This window comes from Enterococcus sp. 7E2_DIV0204 (genome assembly GCF_002140855.1).
GTDB lineage: Bacteria > Bacillota > Bacilli > Lactobacillales > Enterococcaceae > Enterococcus_L > Enterococcus_L lemimoniae.
In genome coordinates, this window is record NZ_NGKY01000001.1 from 585,664 (window position 1) to 603,388 (window position 17,725).

16 protein-coding genes and 2 riboswitches are annotated in these 17,725 nt (G+C 38.1%); of the genes, 1 reads left to right on the plus strand and 15 read right to left on the minus strand.

All coding sequences use genetic code 11. The features are described from left to right. Together A5819_RS02845 and mgsA are read right to left on the minus strand one after the other, a co-directional pair. Complete coding sequence (locus A5819_RS02845) at positions 1 to 537, minus strand: folate family ECF transporter S component (protein WP_086279971.1); 537 nt, start codon at positions 535 to 537, stop codon at positions 1 to 3. 37 nt (positions 538 to 574) lie between these two features. Then, a riboswitch (THF riboswitch) is annotated at positions 575 to 837 on the minus strand. Between the two features lie 72 nt (positions 838 to 909). Next, complete coding sequence (gene mgsA / locus A5819_RS02850; protein ID WP_086279968.1) at positions 910 to 1,332, minus strand: methylglyoxal synthase; 423 nt, start codon at positions 1,330 to 1,332, stop codon at positions 910 to 912. 186 nt (positions 1,333 to 1,518) lie between these two features. Between mgsA and A5819_RS02855 the strand changes: the two genes are divergently transcribed. Beyond that, entirely contained in the window at positions 1,519 to 2,628 is a 1,110-nt protein-coding gene (locus A5819_RS02855; protein WP_086279964.1) for an ABC transporter ATP-binding protein, read from the plus strand. Between the two features lie 45 nt (positions 2,629 to 2,673). On the opposite strand, the gene A5819_RS02860 is transcribed toward A5819_RS02855, so the two are convergent. The 13 genes from A5819_RS02860 to A5819_RS02920 all read right to left on the minus strand — a co-directional run bounded on the left by A5819_RS02860 (position 2,674) and on the right by A5819_RS02920 (position 17,530). Beyond that, complete coding sequence (locus tag A5819_RS02860) at positions 2,674 to 3,306, minus strand: hypothetical protein (protein ID WP_086279961.1); 633 nt, start codon at positions 3,304 to 3,306, stop codon at positions 2,674 to 2,676. Between the two features lie 101 nt (positions 3,307 to 3,407). Then, on the minus strand, positions 3,408 to 5,072 hold the full coding sequence (locus A5819_RS02865; RefSeq protein WP_086279957.1) for a formate--tetrahydrofolate ligase: 1,665 nt from the start codon (positions 5,070 to 5,072) through the stop codon (positions 3,408 to 3,410). A gap of 35 nt (positions 5,073 to 5,107) precedes the next feature. Beyond that, positions 5,108 to 6,295 (minus strand): M20 family metallopeptidase, encoded by a 1,188-nt coding sequence (locus A5819_RS02870; protein WP_086279956.1) that lies wholly within the window; start codon positions 6,293 to 6,295, stop codon positions 5,108 to 5,110. A 171-nt stretch (positions 6,296 to 6,466) separates the two neighbouring features. Then, positions 6,467 to 7,849, minus strand: coding sequence for a dihydrolipoyl dehydrogenase (gene lpdA, locus A5819_RS02875; protein WP_086279952.1), 1,383 nt, complete (start codon positions 7,847 to 7,849; stop codon positions 6,467 to 6,469). A 430-nt stretch (positions 7,850 to 8,279) separates the two neighbouring features. Beyond that, positions 8,280 to 9,725, minus strand: a complete 1,446-nt coding sequence (gene gcvPB / locus A5819_RS02880) for an aminomethyl-transferring glycine dehydrogenase subunit GcvPB (protein ID WP_086279949.1) — start codon at positions 9,723 to 9,725, stop codon at positions 8,280 to 8,282. After that, the gene (gcvPA, locus tag A5819_RS02885) at positions 9,725 to 11,038 is read right to left on the minus strand and encodes an aminomethyl-transferring glycine dehydrogenase subunit GcvPA (RefSeq protein ID WP_086279946.1); all 1,314 of its coding nucleotides are present in this window, start codon (positions 11,036 to 11,038) and stop codon (positions 9,725 to 9,727) included. Before gcvPA ends, gcvPB begins: the two co-directional genes overlap by 1 nt. Before the next feature lie 3 nt (positions 11,039 to 11,041). Then, the gene (gene gcvH, locus A5819_RS02890) at positions 11,042 to 11,425 is read right to left on the minus strand and encodes a glycine cleavage system protein GcvH (protein ID WP_086279943.1); all 384 of its coding nucleotides are present in this window, start codon (positions 11,423 to 11,425) and stop codon (positions 11,042 to 11,044) included. 24 nt (positions 11,426 to 11,449) lie between these two features. Continuing rightward, positions 11,450 to 12,535 carry a glycine cleavage system aminomethyltransferase GcvT gene (gene gcvT / locus A5819_RS02895; RefSeq protein WP_086279939.1) on the minus strand — a complete coding sequence of 362 codons (1,086 nt, stop codon included), beginning with the start codon at positions 12,533 to 12,535 and terminating at the stop codon, positions 11,450 to 11,452. Positions 12,536 to 12,722: 187 nt separating this feature from the next. After that, positions 12,723 to 12,826: riboswitch (glycine riboswitch) on the minus strand. 25 nt (positions 12,827 to 12,851) lie between these two features. Further along, on the minus strand, positions 12,852 to 13,844 hold the full coding sequence (locus tag A5819_RS02900) for a linear amide C-N hydrolase (RefSeq protein WP_086279936.1): 993 nt from the start codon (positions 13,842 to 13,844) through the stop codon (positions 12,852 to 12,854). A 36-nt stretch (positions 13,845 to 13,880) separates the two neighbouring features. After that, positions 13,881 to 15,080 carry an MFS transporter gene (locus tag A5819_RS02905; protein WP_086279933.1) on the minus strand — a complete coding sequence of 400 codons (1,200 nt, stop codon included), beginning with the start codon at positions 15,078 to 15,080 and terminating at the stop codon, positions 13,881 to 13,883. 208 nt (positions 15,081 to 15,288) lie between these two features. Then, positions 15,289 to 16,170 carry a 16S rRNA (adenine(1518)-N(6)/adenine(1519)-N(6))-dimethyltransferase RsmA gene (gene rsmA / locus A5819_RS02910; RefSeq protein ID WP_086279930.1) on the minus strand — a complete coding sequence of 294 codons (882 nt, stop codon included), beginning with the start codon at positions 16,168 to 16,170 and terminating at the stop codon, positions 15,289 to 15,291. Then, positions 16,167 to 16,763 (minus strand): ribonuclease M5, encoded by a 597-nt coding sequence (gene rnmV / locus A5819_RS02915; protein ID WP_176271345.1) that lies wholly within the window; start codon positions 16,761 to 16,763, stop codon positions 16,167 to 16,169. The genes rsmA and rnmV overlap by 4 nt, the downstream gene beginning before the upstream one ends. After that, entirely contained in the window at positions 16,760 to 17,530 is a 771-nt protein-coding gene (locus A5819_RS02920; RefSeq protein ID WP_086279926.1) for a TatD family hydrolase, read from the minus strand. Before A5819_RS02920 ends, rnmV begins: the two co-directional genes overlap by 4 nt. Positions 17,531 to 17,725 lie beyond the last annotated feature (195 nt).

The window sequence follows — 17,725 nt, forward strand, 5'->3', positions numbered from 1 at the left end:
TTATTTTAAATTGGTCAATGATTTATTTAAAAATTGCTTATAAGAAACTTTATTTCCTAAATAGTATGTGCCAATTACTTGTACTGGGAAAAAGACGATATTTTTCACGATTCTAGGCGCCCACCAAGCAAGGTTAGAGATATTCACACCGTACATCAATCCTAGCCATAGCGGTGTTAAAAACATATGAATAATCAATGTAACAGACAATGTCGCCAAAATTACTCGTTGCCAAGTTAGCTCCCTTTTATAATAGAAAAACCCATAAATGGCACCAGAAATAAAGGCATTTAAGGTAAATCCAGGAAAATAAGGCCCTTTTGGAAATAACAGCATACCGACTGTATCAGCTACCGCACTCCCGATCCCCGTCCAAAATGGACCAAAAAGAATCCCCATCAATGACTCTGGAATAAAAGTCAAACTAACTCGTAAAAATTGGGTTTCAAACGAAATAAAACGCGTGAAAACTACCATCAACGCAATCAGTAAACTCATCAACGTAATGGTTCGTGTATCAATCTTTCTTTTCTTCATTTCTAGCATCTCCTCTAAGAGCTGCTACACAAAAATATGCAGCGAATGCGAAAACAAAACCGCGAATATAAGAAAAGCGGAACGAACTCTCTCAGCTTCGACTGAAAAATAGGAAAACATGACTAAGGCGCTTTTTGCCTCATTCAAGTTTTATCTTTTTTCCGAGAAGCTAGTTCGTGCAGCTAGATCATAAAAAAGTGGAACGAACTGTCCTAGCTATTTCACTACTCTCATATATTCTTCGTCCAAAAGGCAACATCCCATCCTTTCAGCACTTAACGCTTTATTTCCTACTCTGTTTTTATTAGGCCTAAGCCTAAATGAAATATAACATACTCCTTACCCAGCCGCAACAAACTTTAATCGGAATAATCAAAACGATAGCGGTTTATTATCCGTTTCATGAACCACATTTCTAAAGTCCGCAAAACCAGCTTGTAAGCCTCTTAATAAAATTTCAGCAGTCCCAATATTTGTGGCTAAAGGAATCTCGTAGACATCGCTCAAACGAATCAATGCTGTCACATCTGGTTCATGAGGTTGTGCAGCTAAGGGATCTCGTAAAAAAATCACCATATCTAACTTATCCTCGGAAATCATTGCACCAATTTGCTGATCCCCGCCTAATGGTCCTGATTTAAATCGATGCACGGGTAATCCAGTTGCTTCTGATATTTTCAATCCTGTTGTTCCAGTTGCAAATAGTTCATGTTTTTTTAAAATCGGTTGATAGGCCAATGTCAATTTAACCATCAACTCTTTTTTCCGATCATGCGCAATCAATGCAATTTTCATCCTTGCTCCCCCAATTGAGTTCTTTTCATCATTATAACAAAGTCTTTCACTATAGAGTAAAAAGAATGACTGGGCCTTTGTCACTTTGACGAAAAAAAGGATTTTTCTTGTGCAACCTTCCGTTGAGAATGTATAGCGCTTTCATTTATACTAAGGTTACACTAAAAAAAGAAAAGAGTGACGATAATGGTAGAAATGGCATTAAAACATATCTATAAAAAATACGATAATGCAGAGAATTATTCTGTAACAGATTTTAATTTAGAAATTGCTGATCGGGAGTTTATCGTTTTTGTTGGGCCATCTGGTTGTGGTAAATCAACAACTCTACGGATGATCGCTGGTTTAGAAGATATTACAGAGGGCGAACTTTCGATTGGTGATAAAATAATGAATGATGTTGCACCAAAAGATCGTGATATCGCGATGGTATTCCAAAATTATGCGTTATATCCTCATATGACTGTGTTTGATAATATGGCTTTTGGACTAAAACTTCGTAAATATGACAAAGCAGAGATCAAAAAACGTGTAGAAAATGCTGGGGAAATCTTAGGATTGACAGAGTATTTACACCGTAAACCAGCTGCTTTATCCGGTGGACAACGACAACGGGTTGCTTTAGGTCGGGCAATCGTTCGTGATGCGAAAGTCTTTTTGATGGATGAACCTTTATCTAACTTAGATGCAAAATTACGTGTAGCAATGCGTGCTGAAATCGCTAAGTTACATCGTCGTTTGGAAACAACTACAGTTTATGTAACACATGACCAAACAGAAGCTATGACCATGGCAGATCGAATCGTTATTATGAAAGACGGTTTTATTCAACAGATTGGCTCGCCAAAAGAAGTCTACAATACACCAAACAATGTCTTTGTTGCAGGCTTTATCGGCTCTCCTGCTATGAACTTCTTTAATGTTACTTTAAATAACGGTATTATCCGTGATGGACATGGTTTAGAATTGATGATTCCTGAAGGGAAAAATAAATTATTGGTTGAAAAAGGCTATGAAGGAAAATCGGTGATCTTTGGTATTAGACCTGAAGATATTCATAGTGAACAAGTGGCTTTAGATACCATGAATGATGCAGTTGTTCGTTCTGAAGTTGTTGTTTCTGAACTATTAGGTGCAGAAACAATGCTTTACACAAGATTAGGTGATACAGAATTTATTTCAAAAGTTGATGCTCGTGACTTTCATAAACCAGAAGAAATGGTTGATTTAGCGTTTAATATTAGTAAAGCCCATTTCTTCGACCCAGAAACTGAACAAGTCATTAAATTACCTTAAACAATAAAAAAGCTGAGTAGCGTATTTAGACGCTGCTCAGTTTTTTTATTGTTGCGGCTCAATCTCTTGGGGAAGAATGTCCGTTTTTACTTGTTCCAATTTTTTAGCCTGACTAAATACTGGAATATCAAATTGTTTGCTTAATGCATTCGCTACAAAATAGGCAACGTTGTAATCAATCAAACTATGGATCAGCCCGCCAATACCCATCAGCAAAAAGATCGAATACATATATCCTTGCGTGTAGTAAGTTTCCGGCATATTTCCCATCGTGTAAAAAACACTTACTACAGCTAATTCTGCCGCAGAATGTATTAAGCCAATAACAAAATTAAACAGTTGAAAACGGCCGTTGAACAAAACGAATTTATGCTTAGTTAACACGATTGTTGGATATTTCTGTAAATAAAATGCTCCTATCAGTGCAAAAAGTAAATGAGACAATGCTCTTAAGGCAATGATCGGTGTCGCCGACAGAAAGAAACCAAAACCAGTACCTAAACTAACCGCAACAGCTACTCCTGGTGAAAAAAACATTGCTAAAAATAATGGCACATGACTAGCTAAAGTAAAAGAAGCAGGTCCAATCACGATCCTTGGCATAACCATAGGAATGATGATCCCCATCGCTACTAGCAATGCCGCAATTGTTAAGTGCCTAACTGAATTCTTTTTCATAATCTCCTCCGATGTGTCTTGACATATACGACATCACCTATTCTACGAGAAAAAAAACTATGTGTCAAGACACATAGGTTTTTTTCATTATTTAATGAAACTTAGAATAATCCCGTAATTTTACCATCTGAATCAACATCAATTTTTTCATACGCTGCCTTTTTTGGTAATCCCGGCATCGTCATCACGCTACCAGTATAGGCCACAATAAATCCTGCACCAGCTGAAATTTTGATATTACTGATTGTTATCGTAAAATCAGTTGGTCTTCCTAGCTTCGTTTGATCGTCTGAAAATGAATATTGTGTCTTTGCCATACAAATCGGTAAGTTGCCAAATCCAAGTTTTTCCAGTTTAGCAATTTCTCTTTCAGCAATCGGTTCATAGCGAACAGCGGTTCCACCGTATACTTTTTCGACGATTGCGCTGATTTTCTCTTTGATCGGCAATTCATCTGGATAGGCAAATGAAAAATTACTTTCCTGATCGGCTAAACGAATAACCTCTCTTGCTAACTCTTCACCACCAGCACCACCGTGCGCCCAAACATCGGAAAGAACAACATTTACATTGCGTTTTTGACATTCTTCTTCTACGAGCTTCAATTCTGCTTCGGTATCTGTTGGGAATTTATTGATTGCTACAACCGTTGGTAAACCAAAAACAGTCGTTGTATTTTCGATGTGTTTTAAAAGATTTGGCAAGCCTTCTTTAAGGGCACTGACATTTTCAACACCTAACTGATCTTTCGGTATACCACCATGCATTTTCAAGGCCCGAACTGTCGCTACTACGACAACGGCTGAAGGACGAATTCCAGATTTCCGACATTTGATATCAATAAACTTTTCTGCCCCTAAATCAGCTCCAAAACCACCTTCGGTTACAACATACTCCGCTAGTTTTCTAGCCGTATTTGTAGCAATCACACTATTACAGCCGTGAGCAATATTTGCAAATGGTCCACCATGGATCAAAGCAGGGTTATTTTCCAAGGTTTGTACCAGATTGGGTTTGATCGCCTCTTTCAATAAAGCGGTCATTGCACCTTGAGCATTTAAATCGCGCGCTGTAACTGGTTGATTGTCATATGTGTAGCCAATAATGATGTTGGCTAGATTTTCTTTCAGGCCATCAAGATCATTAGACAAACATAGAATTGCCATAATTTCTGATGCAACCGTAATTTCAAAACCGTCTTCTCTTGGAACACCATTAACTCTGGCTCCTAAACCATCCACAATATGTCTCAATTGACGATCATTCATGTCCACAGCTCTTTTCCAAGTGATTCGGCGATTATCGATCCCCAGCTCATTACCTTGGAAAATATGATTATCAATGATTGCCGCAAGCAAATTATTTGCTGCCCCAATTGCATGGAAATCACCTGTAAAATGAAGATTGATATCTTCCATAGGAACCACTTGAGCATAACCACCTCCAGCGGCACCACCTTTGATTCCAAAAACTGGTCCTAAAGAAGGTTCCCTTAAGGCAATGATCGCATCCTTACCAATTCGATTCAAAGCATCACCTAGACCCACAACAGTGGTTGTTTTCCCTTCACCAGCTGGCGTTGGCGTAATTGCTGTCACTAGAATGACTTTTCCATTTTTATCAGCTTTAATTTTTTCAACAGCGATTTTTGCTTTATATTTGCCATAAAGTTCATATTGTTCTTCATTCAAACCAATTTCTTCTGCTACTTTAGTAATCGGCAGTATCGTTGTTTCTTGCGCAATTTCAATATCTGACTTGACCACTTCTTCCCCTCCACTTCACCATATTATGAGCAGTATCAGCCTTTTTTTAACCAAGACATTGCTGTATCTGCATAAACTTGGGCACCTTCAATCAAGACAGATTCATCAAAAACAATCGCTGGATTATGAAGATTGATATTTTCTTCAGATGCTACTAATAGAACAGTCGTTGTTGGAATCAACTGACTGATTTCACCAAAATCTTCACTTCCCATAAGTGGTGTTGATGTAGGAATGGTAACGATTCGCTCAGCACCAAACGTTTCCGTTAATGATTCTTTAGTAAATGCTGTCAATGCTGGATCATTCACATTTGTCGTACATTCATTAGTGAAAACCACTTCTGCTTCAGCCCGGAAAGCTTTCGCAATATTTTCAGCCATCACAGTCATTCGTTCTTTAACTTGTATGCGGACATCTTCTTTTAATGTTCGTAAGGTTCCTTTCATTACGGTTGTTTCTGGAATAATGTTTGAAGCGCCAGGAGTTCCACCAGTAAATTCACCGATCGTTAAAACAAAACGCTCTTCTGAACCGATTTCTCTTGCTGAAAGTTCTTGTAAAGCGGTATAGATATGAACTGCTACATTAATTGGATCGATCGCCGTCTCAGGTTGTGAGCCGTGTCCGCCTCGTCCTTTGATATTGATTTCAAACCAATCGGCACTGGCCATAAATGTTCCTTCTGGTGTTGGCATGATTTGACCTGCCTTCATCCCTTTAAATGGGAAAACATGAATCATCATTCCAGCATCTACTTTAGGATTTTCTAAAACATGATTTTCAATACAGACTTTTGAACCTGAAAGAATTTCTTCGCCTGGTTGAAATAGTAATTTTACTTGACCATCTAACTCATCTTCAAACTCTTTTAAAAGTTTAGCCGCTCCAAGTAACATGGTTGTATGCATATCATGACCACAAGCATGCATATAGCCATTTTCGGATTTAAATGGCAAATCGGTCAACTCTCGAATCGGTAAAGCATCCATATCACCACGTAAAAGGAACGTTTTACCGCTCTTTTTACCTGCCAATACGGTAATACCAGACTCTCCGCAGGATTGAGGTTCATAGCCATATTCAGTCAATTTTTCTTTTACAAAAGCTACGGTGTTTGGCAAATCCAAGCCAATTTCAGGATTTTGATGTAGATGTCTTCTAATTTGAATCAGTTCTTCTTCTAGACTTTCGGCAAACTTTTTTTGTTTTTCTGTTAGCATTTATTTTTCTCCTTTTCCTTTAAAGCTAAGTGACTTGTGACGACTCTGTATCGGTTGATCGACTGTTGCAGTTGCTAAATTTACCAACAGTGCCTCCAAAGCTAACACCCAAGAAACTTTTCTACTATTATATATAGTACCAAACATTTCAGAAAATTTGTCCTATTTCTGTTATTTTTTTGGAATTGTATGAATGCCAAGTCCGAGAAGATTTTCGTAGGCTTCACCCACACCCTCATTATAGGTTGGATGGGGATGAACGATCGAGGTCACTTCATGAATCGATAGACCGTTTACGATTGCTGTTGTAAACTCACTGACCATATCAGTTGCGCGAGCACACATTAATTGAGCACCGATGATTTTTCCGTTTTCCGCATCAGCAATCACTTTAATGAAACCTAATCCAGTTCCAGCAATCATTGTTTTTCCATTACCCGCCATATTATATTTCCCAACTTTTACTGAGAGACCTATATTTTTTGCTTCGATTTCTGTCATACCAACAGACGCTATTTCTGGTGATGTATAGACACAAGATGGAATGATCTCTAAATTGTATTCAACTGGTTGTTGATTCATCCCTAAAACTGCATTTACTCCTTGAGCTGAAGCTAGGTGTGCTAATTGCGTTCCACGGCTAGCTACATCACCGATTGCGAAAATACCTTTAATAGAGGTTTCAAAGGTTTCATCTACCCAAATTGTCTGATTCTCTATTTTTAGATCTAATTCAGACTCAAATAAATTGGCAAAACTGGCTTTTCGTCCTGTCGCAATCAAGACCACATCACTAGTGACAGTTTCTTCCTTTCCTTTAGTAGCGTAGGTGCAAGTCAACTGTTGATTTTTAGAAATATCGGTAACGATCGACTTTGTTGCAATCTTGATCCCTTGTTTTTTTAGAGTCATTGCTAATTTTTTAGATAGCTCCTTATCAAAATTTGGAAGCAACGTATCTGCTGTTTCGATAATTGTCACAGCGCAACCTAGTGCATTAAAAATCGTTGCAAATTCTACGCCAATCACACCACCACCGATAATAACCAAACTTTTACAATTACTTGGCTCAGCTAAAAGCTCATTACTTGTTACAACACCTGGCAAATCACTACCAGGAATCGGTGGAATCATTGGTCTTGAACCAGTTGCAATCAGAATCTTTTTCGTTTCATATATTTCCCCAGCTATTTTGATTACGCCAGCTTTGATAATTTTAGCTTTGCCAAAAATCAACTCAATGCGATTTCCTTTGACCAATCCTTCAATTCCTTGTACAAGACTATCAACAACTTTATTTTTCTTTTCATAAACCTCTTCCATATTTATCTGTAAATCCTTAACATGAATTCCCTCAGTGTTGGCATTTTTTATTTCACGAACAATTTCTGCAGAATGTAACAACGCCTTCGTCGGAATACACCCACGATTTAAACAAGTACCACCAACACGATCCCCTTCAACCAAAGCAACCTTCATTCCCAATTGAGCCGCTTTAATCGCAGCCACATAACCACCTGGACCAGCACCAATAACAATTAAATCATAACTCATACCTTTCCTCCTTTCTTTAAAAGCTGAACAGAACCGACTAGTTCCCGAACAAATTAGGAAATCAACTTAAAGTTGCTCTTTAACTTTCAGATGATTTCTCTATTTGTTGAGGGAACTGTTCTGTGAAGCTAGATAAATTTAAAAGCTGAACTGGCTCGCTCAGTCTCGACAAGAAAATAGGAAAAAATAACTGAGGTGTTCTTTTCCTCATTTATTTTTTATCTTTTTCTCGAGAGACTAGCCAGTAAAGCTAGATAGTTTAAAAGCTGAATGAGCTCATTAAGCTCCGACTGAAAAATAGGAAACTATAAGGATGGCGCTTTTGGCCATAATTATAGTTTATCTTTTTTCCGAGGAGCTAGCTCATGAAGCTAGATAGTTTAAAAACTGAACAGAACAACTAGTTCCTAATTTCTTTCTCTCCAAAAACCTAGCTATCAGCACTTCCAAAATCATACCGAACAATTGGTTTTCTTGCTGCTCTCACTTCATCAACCCGATGGATTTGAGCATGTAGCGGATAGTCATGAAAGGCTGCTGGATTTTTGTACGCCTCTTCATAAAGGTTACGATAGACCGCGATTGCATCATCCAGTCTTTCTTTTGATTCCGTTTCAGGCGGTTCAACCATTAAAGCTTCGGGCACCGTTAATGGGAAATACATTGTCGGTGGATACATTTGATGATCTAAAATCCCTTTAGCCATATCTAAAGCTGTAACACCCGTTTCTTTTTTTAATTTGTCTAAACTGATGACAAATTCATGCATACAGGTCTCGCCGTATGGCACTTCAAAAATATCTTTTAATTCATGAAGCATGTAATTTGCATTCAGTACAGCACTTTTAGATGCTGAGGCTATCCCTTCAGAACCTAAAAATAAGATATATGTCAAAGCTCTCAAGAATACTGAAAATTGACCATAAAAGCCTTTGACCATTCCAATTGAATGTTCAGGTTTAGTAAATGAAATTTCTGTTCCTTCTTTGACTGGATAATAATCAGGGAGAAACGGTTTTAGTAATGTTTTACAACCAACAGCCCCGGATCCTGGTCCACCACCGCCATGAGGCGTTGAGAATGTTTTGTGCAAATTCAAATGAATAATGTCAAAGCCCATATCACCTGGGCGAGCCACACCCATAATGGCGTTTAAATTTGCGCCATCATAATAGTTCAATCCACCAGCGTCATGAACGATTTTGGTAATTTCTAAAATATTTTTATCAAAAATCCCTGCTGTATTCGGGTTCGTCAACATTAGCCCCGCTGTATCTTCGCCAACTGCTGCTTTTAAAGCTGTAATGTCCACACAACCATGCTTATCTGAAGGAATATTAACTGTGATCATTCCTGTCATTGCCACACTTGCAGGATTTGTTCCGTGAGCTGAATCGGGTACAATAATTTTATTTCGTTGCGGTTGGCCATTTTTTTCATGATAAGCTTTGATCATTAGTAAACTGGTAAATTCACCATGTGCGCCAGCTGCAGGTTGAAATGTAATGGCATTCATTCCAGTGATTTCTTTTAATAAACTTTCAGCCATCGTGAAAACTTCAAGGGATCCTTGGACCGTATGTTGTGGCTGAAGTGGATGGATATTAGCAAAAGCTGGATAAGCCGCCATTTCATCGTTGATCTTTGGATTATATTTCATTGTACATGAGCCTAATGGATAAAAACCATCATTGATCCCAAAGGTTGCATTCGCTAACTCCGTATAATGTCTGCTGATTTCTGGTTGAGGAAGTGTTGGTAAATGGAGCTCTTTTTGACGTTTCATGGTTTCTGGAAGTTTAGTAGTTGGTACATCACATGGGGAGATCATTTCATTGTAATACCCGTCTACACTGCGTTCAAAGATTAATTTCATTATTCACACGCCTCCTTCACCAATGCAACTACTTCATCGATTTGTTCTTTTGTATTCATTTCTGTCACGCACCATAATAATCCTGTGTCTGTAGGATAACCGCCTAAGATATCATGCGCTTCTAATTTCGTTAATATAGCTTCATTTGAAACAGGAAAACTCATAACAAATTCATGGAAAAACGGACTTTCATTGTTTCGTTTTACCCCTTTGATCTGACTTAGTTGATCCGCTAAATAATGAGCTTTACTATAACATTGCTCAGCTACCTCCTGAATCCCTTGCGCCCCCATCGTACTCATATAAACAGCATTCGTTAATGCGCATAGTGCTTGATTTGAACAAATATTAGAGGCTGCTTTTTCTCTACGGATATGCTGTTCACGAGCTTGTAAGGTTAACACAAATGCTCGCTTACCTGCTTCATCCACCGTTTCTCCAGCAATCCGACCAGGTAATTTCCGCATCATTTTTTCTTTTGTGGCAATAAATCCAATATAAGGTCCGCCAAAAGCTAATGGTAAGCCAAATGGCTGTGAGTCTCCTACTGCAATGTCGGCCTCAACTTCACCTGCTGTTTTCAAAACGGTACTGGCTACCGGATTTACACCCATAATAAATTTAGCTTTCGCATTATGAACCAATTCTCCTATTTCCTCGACTGGTTCGATCCCACCATAATAGTTTGGTTGTTGCACAATGAAACACGCACTTGTTTCATCTAATTTTTCTTGTAAGACAGCTAAATCTGTCAGACTGTCTTTTTCTGGAACTATGATAAATTCAATTTCTCTAGAACTAAAATAAGTCAATGCTGTTTGAATCGTCATTGGATTCGTTGTTTCTGAAATCAGAACTTTCAACCGTTTTTTCTCTAAACACATATTGATGGCTTCAGCCGCAGCAGTTGGTCCATCGTAAACTGAAGCATTGGCCGCATCCATTCCAGTGATTTCACAGATCATGGTTTGATATTCAAAAATCGACTGTAGCAGCCCTTGACTGATTTCAGGTTGATAAGGGGTATAGGATGTCATAAATTCTTCTTTTGCTGAGATTTGCTTAACAATAGCTGGAATATAGTGATTGTATGCTCCTGCACCACGGAAAATGCTTGAGAAGACTTTGTTTTTCTTTCCCATTTTTTCTAGAATACGACGTACTTCAAATTCTGATTTTCCCGCTGGAATATCAAGTTTTTCTACAATCATTTCTTTGGGAAGTGTTTGGTAGAGATCCATACCATCCGTTAATCCGATTATTTTCAGCATGTCTTGGTATTGTTGTTCTGTTGATCCAAGATAATTACCCATTCATTACGCCTCCTCAGATTCTTCGCAGAATTTCTTATATTCGTCAGCAGTTAATAAGTCTTCGATTGCTTCGACTCCCTCTACTTCGATCAACCATGAATCCAATGGTGCAGAATTAATCAACTCTGGACTATCCATCAACTCTTCATTGATTGCTGAAACCGTCGCTGTGATTGGGGAATACGCCTCTGAAACGGCTTTAACTGATTCGATATCCGCAAATGATTCACCTTTTGTGACTTCATCTCCTTCATCTGGTAAATCAATAAACACAATATCGCCTAACTGGTCTTGCGCATAATCAGACAGACCAATCCTAACTTTATCTCCATCAAAAAGTACCCACTCATGTGATTTAGAAAACTTCAATTCTTCTGCCTTTGCCATAATAAACGACTCCTTCTTTTCCAATTATTTTTTTACAAACGGTATTGTTACAACTTCAGCCGCAATTTTCTTACCTCTAACTTCTACTTCGATTGGTGAACCAATTTCTACGATTCCTTTTTCCACTAAAGCCATTGCACAAGCTTTATTGATAAATGGACACATCGTACCTGAGGTTGTTTGGCCAATCTTATCCCCTTTAAAATAAACATCGGCTCCTTCACGAACGATCCCACGATCCGTTAACTGTAAACCGATCCGAGTAATTTTAGGTTCTCCTTTATCAAGTATGCCCTGTTTGCCAATAAAATCTTCTTTTTTCATTTTGACCGCAAAACCTAGATCTGTTTCAAGCGGTGTAATTTCTTCAGACATTTCATGCCCATAAAGTGGCATTCCTGCCTCTAAACGTAGCGTATCACGTGCACCTAAACCACAGGGGATAATACCGTATTCTTGACCTGTTTCTACTAACCGATTCCATAATTTAAGTCCATCTTCCGGTTTACAGTATAACTCATAGCCAAACTCCCCTGTATAACCCGTTCGAGATAAAATACAAGTTACACCGCCAACATTGGCTTGTTCAGTAAAACTATAATATTTTTTTGGAATTTCTTCTTCTTTCGTTAATTCCGCTATAATTTCTTTAGCAGAAGATCCTTGTAATGCGATCTGAACAAACTGATCGGATTGATCAGAAAATTCAACTTCACCGAATAAGTGCGCTGTCATCCAAGCAACATCTTTAGCTCTATTTGCTGCGTTGACTACCAGTAGATATTTCTCTTCACTACATTTATACACTAATAGATCATCGATTACCCCACCATTTTCATTACACATCAAGGTATATCGAACACGACCTATTTCTAAATTGCTAAAATCATTTGTTAATAAATACTGCAAATTCGCTAAAGCATCTTTTCCCTCGTAAACAACTTCCCCCATATGGGAAACATCAAATAATCCAACTTGATTGCGAACAGCTAAATGTTCTTTTATCACACCACTATCTTTATATTGGACAGGTAGCGTGTAACCTGCGAATGGAACCATCTTCCCGCCTGCTTCAAGATGTGCGTCATATAAAGGTGTTTTTAGATCCATCTTCTCTACTCCTTTGCTTCTTTGTATTTTTATTTCTTCGTTTTGATGACACCTCCAAGCAAAAATAACTATATAAAAACAGAGGAACAGGCATCTTAAAGAAATGCCTGTTCCTCTGTACAAAACCTGAGAGATTCGTCTTCATCTTGAAGAGTTGCTCCTTCGGTGCTTCCGCTTTCCAGAGTAATGTCCAACTACGGTCCTTTTACCTGAGATCTTCATGATCAATGTTTTGCGTCACTGGTCATTTATTCCTTCGGTGCTATGACTAGTCTCTCCCGTAATTCTCTTTCATCTAATTTAAATTAAGTCGATTCTATTCTTTTTTAGGCATTGAATAATACTGTTGTTCAGTCTTCAATTCAAAATATTGAGGTTCAGAGCTGTCCAATATTCCAGCATTCAAAGACAATGTCTGGATCATACGATTCTCGTACAAATGAATGTACATTTGCTTTTCTTTACTGTCATAAGCACTAGTATATTGCGTATATTGTACATCTGTATCCGAACTAACTTTAACAACACCTTTTGGAATATCAAAACTATCTAAAATATGAAAAATTTGTTCAACTGCTTGTTCATCTTCGACTTTTTCTGAAAAATGCTTCAAAAATGCCGCTCGAATAAACCGTGATTGGGGTGTGAAATCTCCCGGAATCCCGCGTAAACCAGAACCTTTACCATTTGAAAAAACATGAAGTTCTTCCATCTGAATATCAGGTGCTATTAGATCACTAAGCCCGACATAATTCTGAAGATTCGTTAAATGCCAGTCAAATTTTGGGCTATTGGTAAACACTCCTACTGGATTGTCATAAACTTCATAGCCACCATCGATTGAAGGCTCAACCACAACCGATGCACCTGATTCATCTTGAAATACATAATGCTGGGGAATTCCCATCTGATTATCAACAATAGCAATCGCCGTATCCTGATTTACCCGCTCTTTGATTTCAGCCACAGAAGCATAATTCGTCAAGGCATAGGTTACAAATTCGGCTCCTGCTAAAGGTAGTTTACCCTTAGCACGAATTTTTTCTGATTCAATATAGCGATTATAATTGCCAAAGTAAAACGAGCCACCCATCAATCCTTTTTCGTTAACACCGTCTACCAATAATGGATGTCCAGCAAGTGCCACGCCCATTGCAGCATATTGTGTTAAGAAATGATCTAATGAAACATGTAAGTCATAGCTCCTGGGAATAATTGCACCATCATATTCCATTAATAAATTAAATTCTTGGGTTCGCCCCCAATAACTATTGCCTGCTTTTGACTTAACTGTGATACCTGTACACATTTTCTCACACCCTTTTTATTTTTTCAAAACCCTGAACTAGGATTCTTTCTTTTTTTGAACCAGTAAGGTGATAGTTCCTGCAACTACAAATGAAATGCCTATAAATAAGAAGGAACTGAAGAAAGCACCATTTGACAATTGAATCAGGGCTCCAATAATCGTTGGAGCAACAAAACCGCCTGAAACACCGATTGCATTAATCGTTGCATATTTTGCAGAAACTTCATCTGATGGAAATAGTTTCAATGGAATACTCATCAACGTTGCAAATGCTAAACTAGCACAGGAAACAGCGAGTGTTAATGCGATCATACTCAATACAAATGTGCCGACGACTGAAACCAACACAGCAAAAATCCCACCGCCTACGGTTGCCACAAAAATAACATTTTTCTCTTTACCAATGAAAAATTTATTTACCATAACACCGCCAACCATCGCTGCAACCATTGTGAAAAAGCCAATGACAGCTGTTACGCAAGCAGTTTGAGATAACCCAAGACCATGAGCTTCTACAAGATAAGTCGCCATCCACCCATTCAGCCCATAAATCGCCGCATTGATGAAAAAAGCGGCAAAAATCAAAATCCAGACATTTCGATCTTTCAATACTTCTCGAAATGAAATCGCCGCCTTATTTTGCAGATGTTCCTTTATACCGCCAAATTCTTTTGGAATCACAACGTACATTAAAACAGCAATCAATAATACAGCCGCTCCTAAAAAATAATACGTCTTATGCCAGCCCACCTGAAGCAACAATGGTGCAATCAATAGTGGTCCTACGATTGCCGCAAAACCTGAGGAAGCGATCATCGTAGATTGCGCCGGACCTCGTTTTTCCATTGGTAACTCTTGTGAAATAAAGGTACTTACAGAGGATGGATAACCCGAATGCGCAACGGCTCCTGTCATAAAGCGAATAAAAATCAAATATAATAATGAAAAGCCAAAACCAAATAAAAAAAGGAAAATTCCAACTAAAAAAACAGAAGCAATCATCATTTTTCTTGTCCCGATCTTACTGGATAAATACCCAAATGGAATTTGAAAAATCGTATAGCCTAGAAAAAAAGCACTTAATATCAACCCTTTTTGCTGAGGGTCGAAGCCTAAATCAGTTGCAATAGTCACTAGAGACATGCCAATTGTCGTTTTATCTACATAAATACAAGTGTATCCTAGAAAAATAGCTGCCAACATCCAAGTAACATTTCTTGTTTTTTTATTTTCCACGGTCTCACTCCTAACAATAGAAAGCGCTTTCTAAATGTAATTATGCTTGATATTTTGAAAAAGTCAATAACCCAATCCAATAATTTTACATAAAGTCAAAATAAATTAGATTTTCTTTCTGATTCCAAGTATATCCCTTCACATTATGCATAAGGTAAAAAATAGACTGAGAAAAGCATAGAGCTTCTTTTCTCAATCTATCTTCCAGTTAATGATTTTTTTCTAAGGTATTACTCAAACGACCAAATTCTTCCAAGGATAATGTTTCTCCTCGGCGTGATGGATCGATTTTTGCTTCGGTTAAGCTTTCTGTTAACCAAGCTTTTGTTTCCTCCTCTTTACCATAAAAATGAATCAAATTGTTCCATAATGTTTTACGGCGTAATTGGAATGAGGCTTTGGTTAATTTGAAAAACTCTTTCTCATTGGTTACAGCCACAGCAGGTTGCTCTCGTTTCGTCAGTTTGATGATTGCTGAGTCAACATTCGGTTGTGGAATAAACACAGTTTTGGGGACAATGAACGCAATGCTCGCTTCCATAAAATACTGAACAGCAATCGATAACGACCCGTAAGCTTTTGTTCCTGGTTTTGCAGATATTCGATCCGCAACCTCTTTTTGCATCATCACGATCATTTCTTCTACTTCTAAATCAGATTCTAAAAAGTGCATCATGATTGGTGTAGTGATGTAATAAGGAAGATTAGCTACTACTTTGATTGGAAGCTCTTGCTCAAAGACTTCCTTTGTAGTGCCCACTAAATCGGCTTTCAATACATCATTATGAACCACTGTAACATTTTGATACGGACTCATTGTATTCTCTAAGACTGGGATCAAGCGATCATCGATTTCAAAAGCTAAAACTTGTGCCGCATTTTTAGCTAATTGTTCAGTTAAAGCACCAATTCCAGGCCCTACTTCTACAACATTCGTGTGGGTATCTATTCCAGCTGTTTCAACGATTTTACGTAAGATATTCGGTTCTGTTAAAAAGTTTTGTCCTAAACTTTTTTTAAATGAAAAGCCATGTTGCTTCAAAATTTCTTTGGTTCTTGAAGGGGTGGCTATTTCTTTATACTCTGTCAAATTGATTCCTCCGATTTTTCATTAGGTGTTTCATTTATACTATTCATTGCCTCTATCAGTTCTTTTTCTGTAATCCGAAACATTTTCAAGCGTTTGGTCAATTGCTTACTATTGGTGTAGCCAATACGCAATTCGTCGCCTAATTTTTCACGACGTTCTTTTGCACGAGCCCCAGCTATTAAACCATACTCTATCAAGGTTTGTCTAGGGATTTCTTGATAATCATCTGCCCCATTGACTGGGGTAACTATTTTCTCTAATGCTTCCAAAATCGCTTCATCACTAGCATGCTCCACACCTAAACTATTTCCTCGTTTCTTAGGTGCAGCAAGCTGACGAGAGAGAAACGCATGCTTGGCATCGGGTACAACTTCCATAATTGTTTTACGAATTTTTTCCCCTGAAAAATCTGGATCAGTAAAAATGATGACACCACGCGTTTCTTGTGCATGTTCGATTTGTTCTAAAATATCCTCATTGATCGCTGAGCCGATTGTTTCAATCGTATCAGCATTCACAACTTCTTGAATACGTCTAGTATCGTCTTTCCCTTCAACGACAATAACTTCTTCAATCCTCAACTTATCTGTCATTCAGCTAACCTGAATAAGCGATGCGCATTAATTGTTGTTTGCTTCGCTATCTCTTCAAAAGGAACTTCTCTTAGTTCTGCAATTTTTTCTACTACATAACGAGTATAACCTGGTTCATTGCGTTTGCCTCGATAAGGGACTGGGGCTAAGTATGGTGCGTCTGTCTCCACCAATAAACGATCCAAAGGAACAGCTTTAGCTACTTCTTGAACCTCTAATGCTTTCTTAAACGTCACAACACCGCTTAAAGAAATATGCATCTCCATATCTAGAAATTTTTCCATCCATTCAGGATCGCCACTGAAACTATGCATGATTCCGCCAATATCCCGAATATCTTCTTCTTTTAAAATTTTATACGTATCTTCCATTGCATCTCGTGTATGGATGCTGATTGGTAGATTCATTTCTTTGGCAATTGCGATTTGACGTCTAAAAACACGTTCCTGAACTTCTTTTGGATCTTCCATCCAGTAATAATCTAAGCCGATTTCGCCAAGTGCTACTACTTTTGGCGTTGTTAGTAAATGCTGTAGTCTTTTCTCGATATCAGGCGTATAACTTCCGGCTTCTGTTGGATGCCAACCGATAATACTTTGGATTTCTTTATAGTGTTGGCTAAGTTCCAGAGACTTTTCGATCGTCGGTGTATCAAAACCAACTACCGCCATTTCGGTTACACCTAATTCTTTCGCATGTTCAATTGTTTCTGGAATATCTTCGTTAAATTGTTCTGCATTTAAATGAGTATGAGAATCAAAAATCATGTTCATTCACTCCTTAATATAAAAGCGTAGTAGGCTCGTTCAGCTCTGACAGGAAAATAGGAAAAATCGATTGTGGTGCTTTTTACCACAAACTATTTTTATCTTTTTCCCGAAGAGCTAGCCCGCGTAGCTAGGTAACAATAAAAGCGTATCAGGCTCGTTCAGCTCTGACAGGAAAATAGGAAATTATGACTG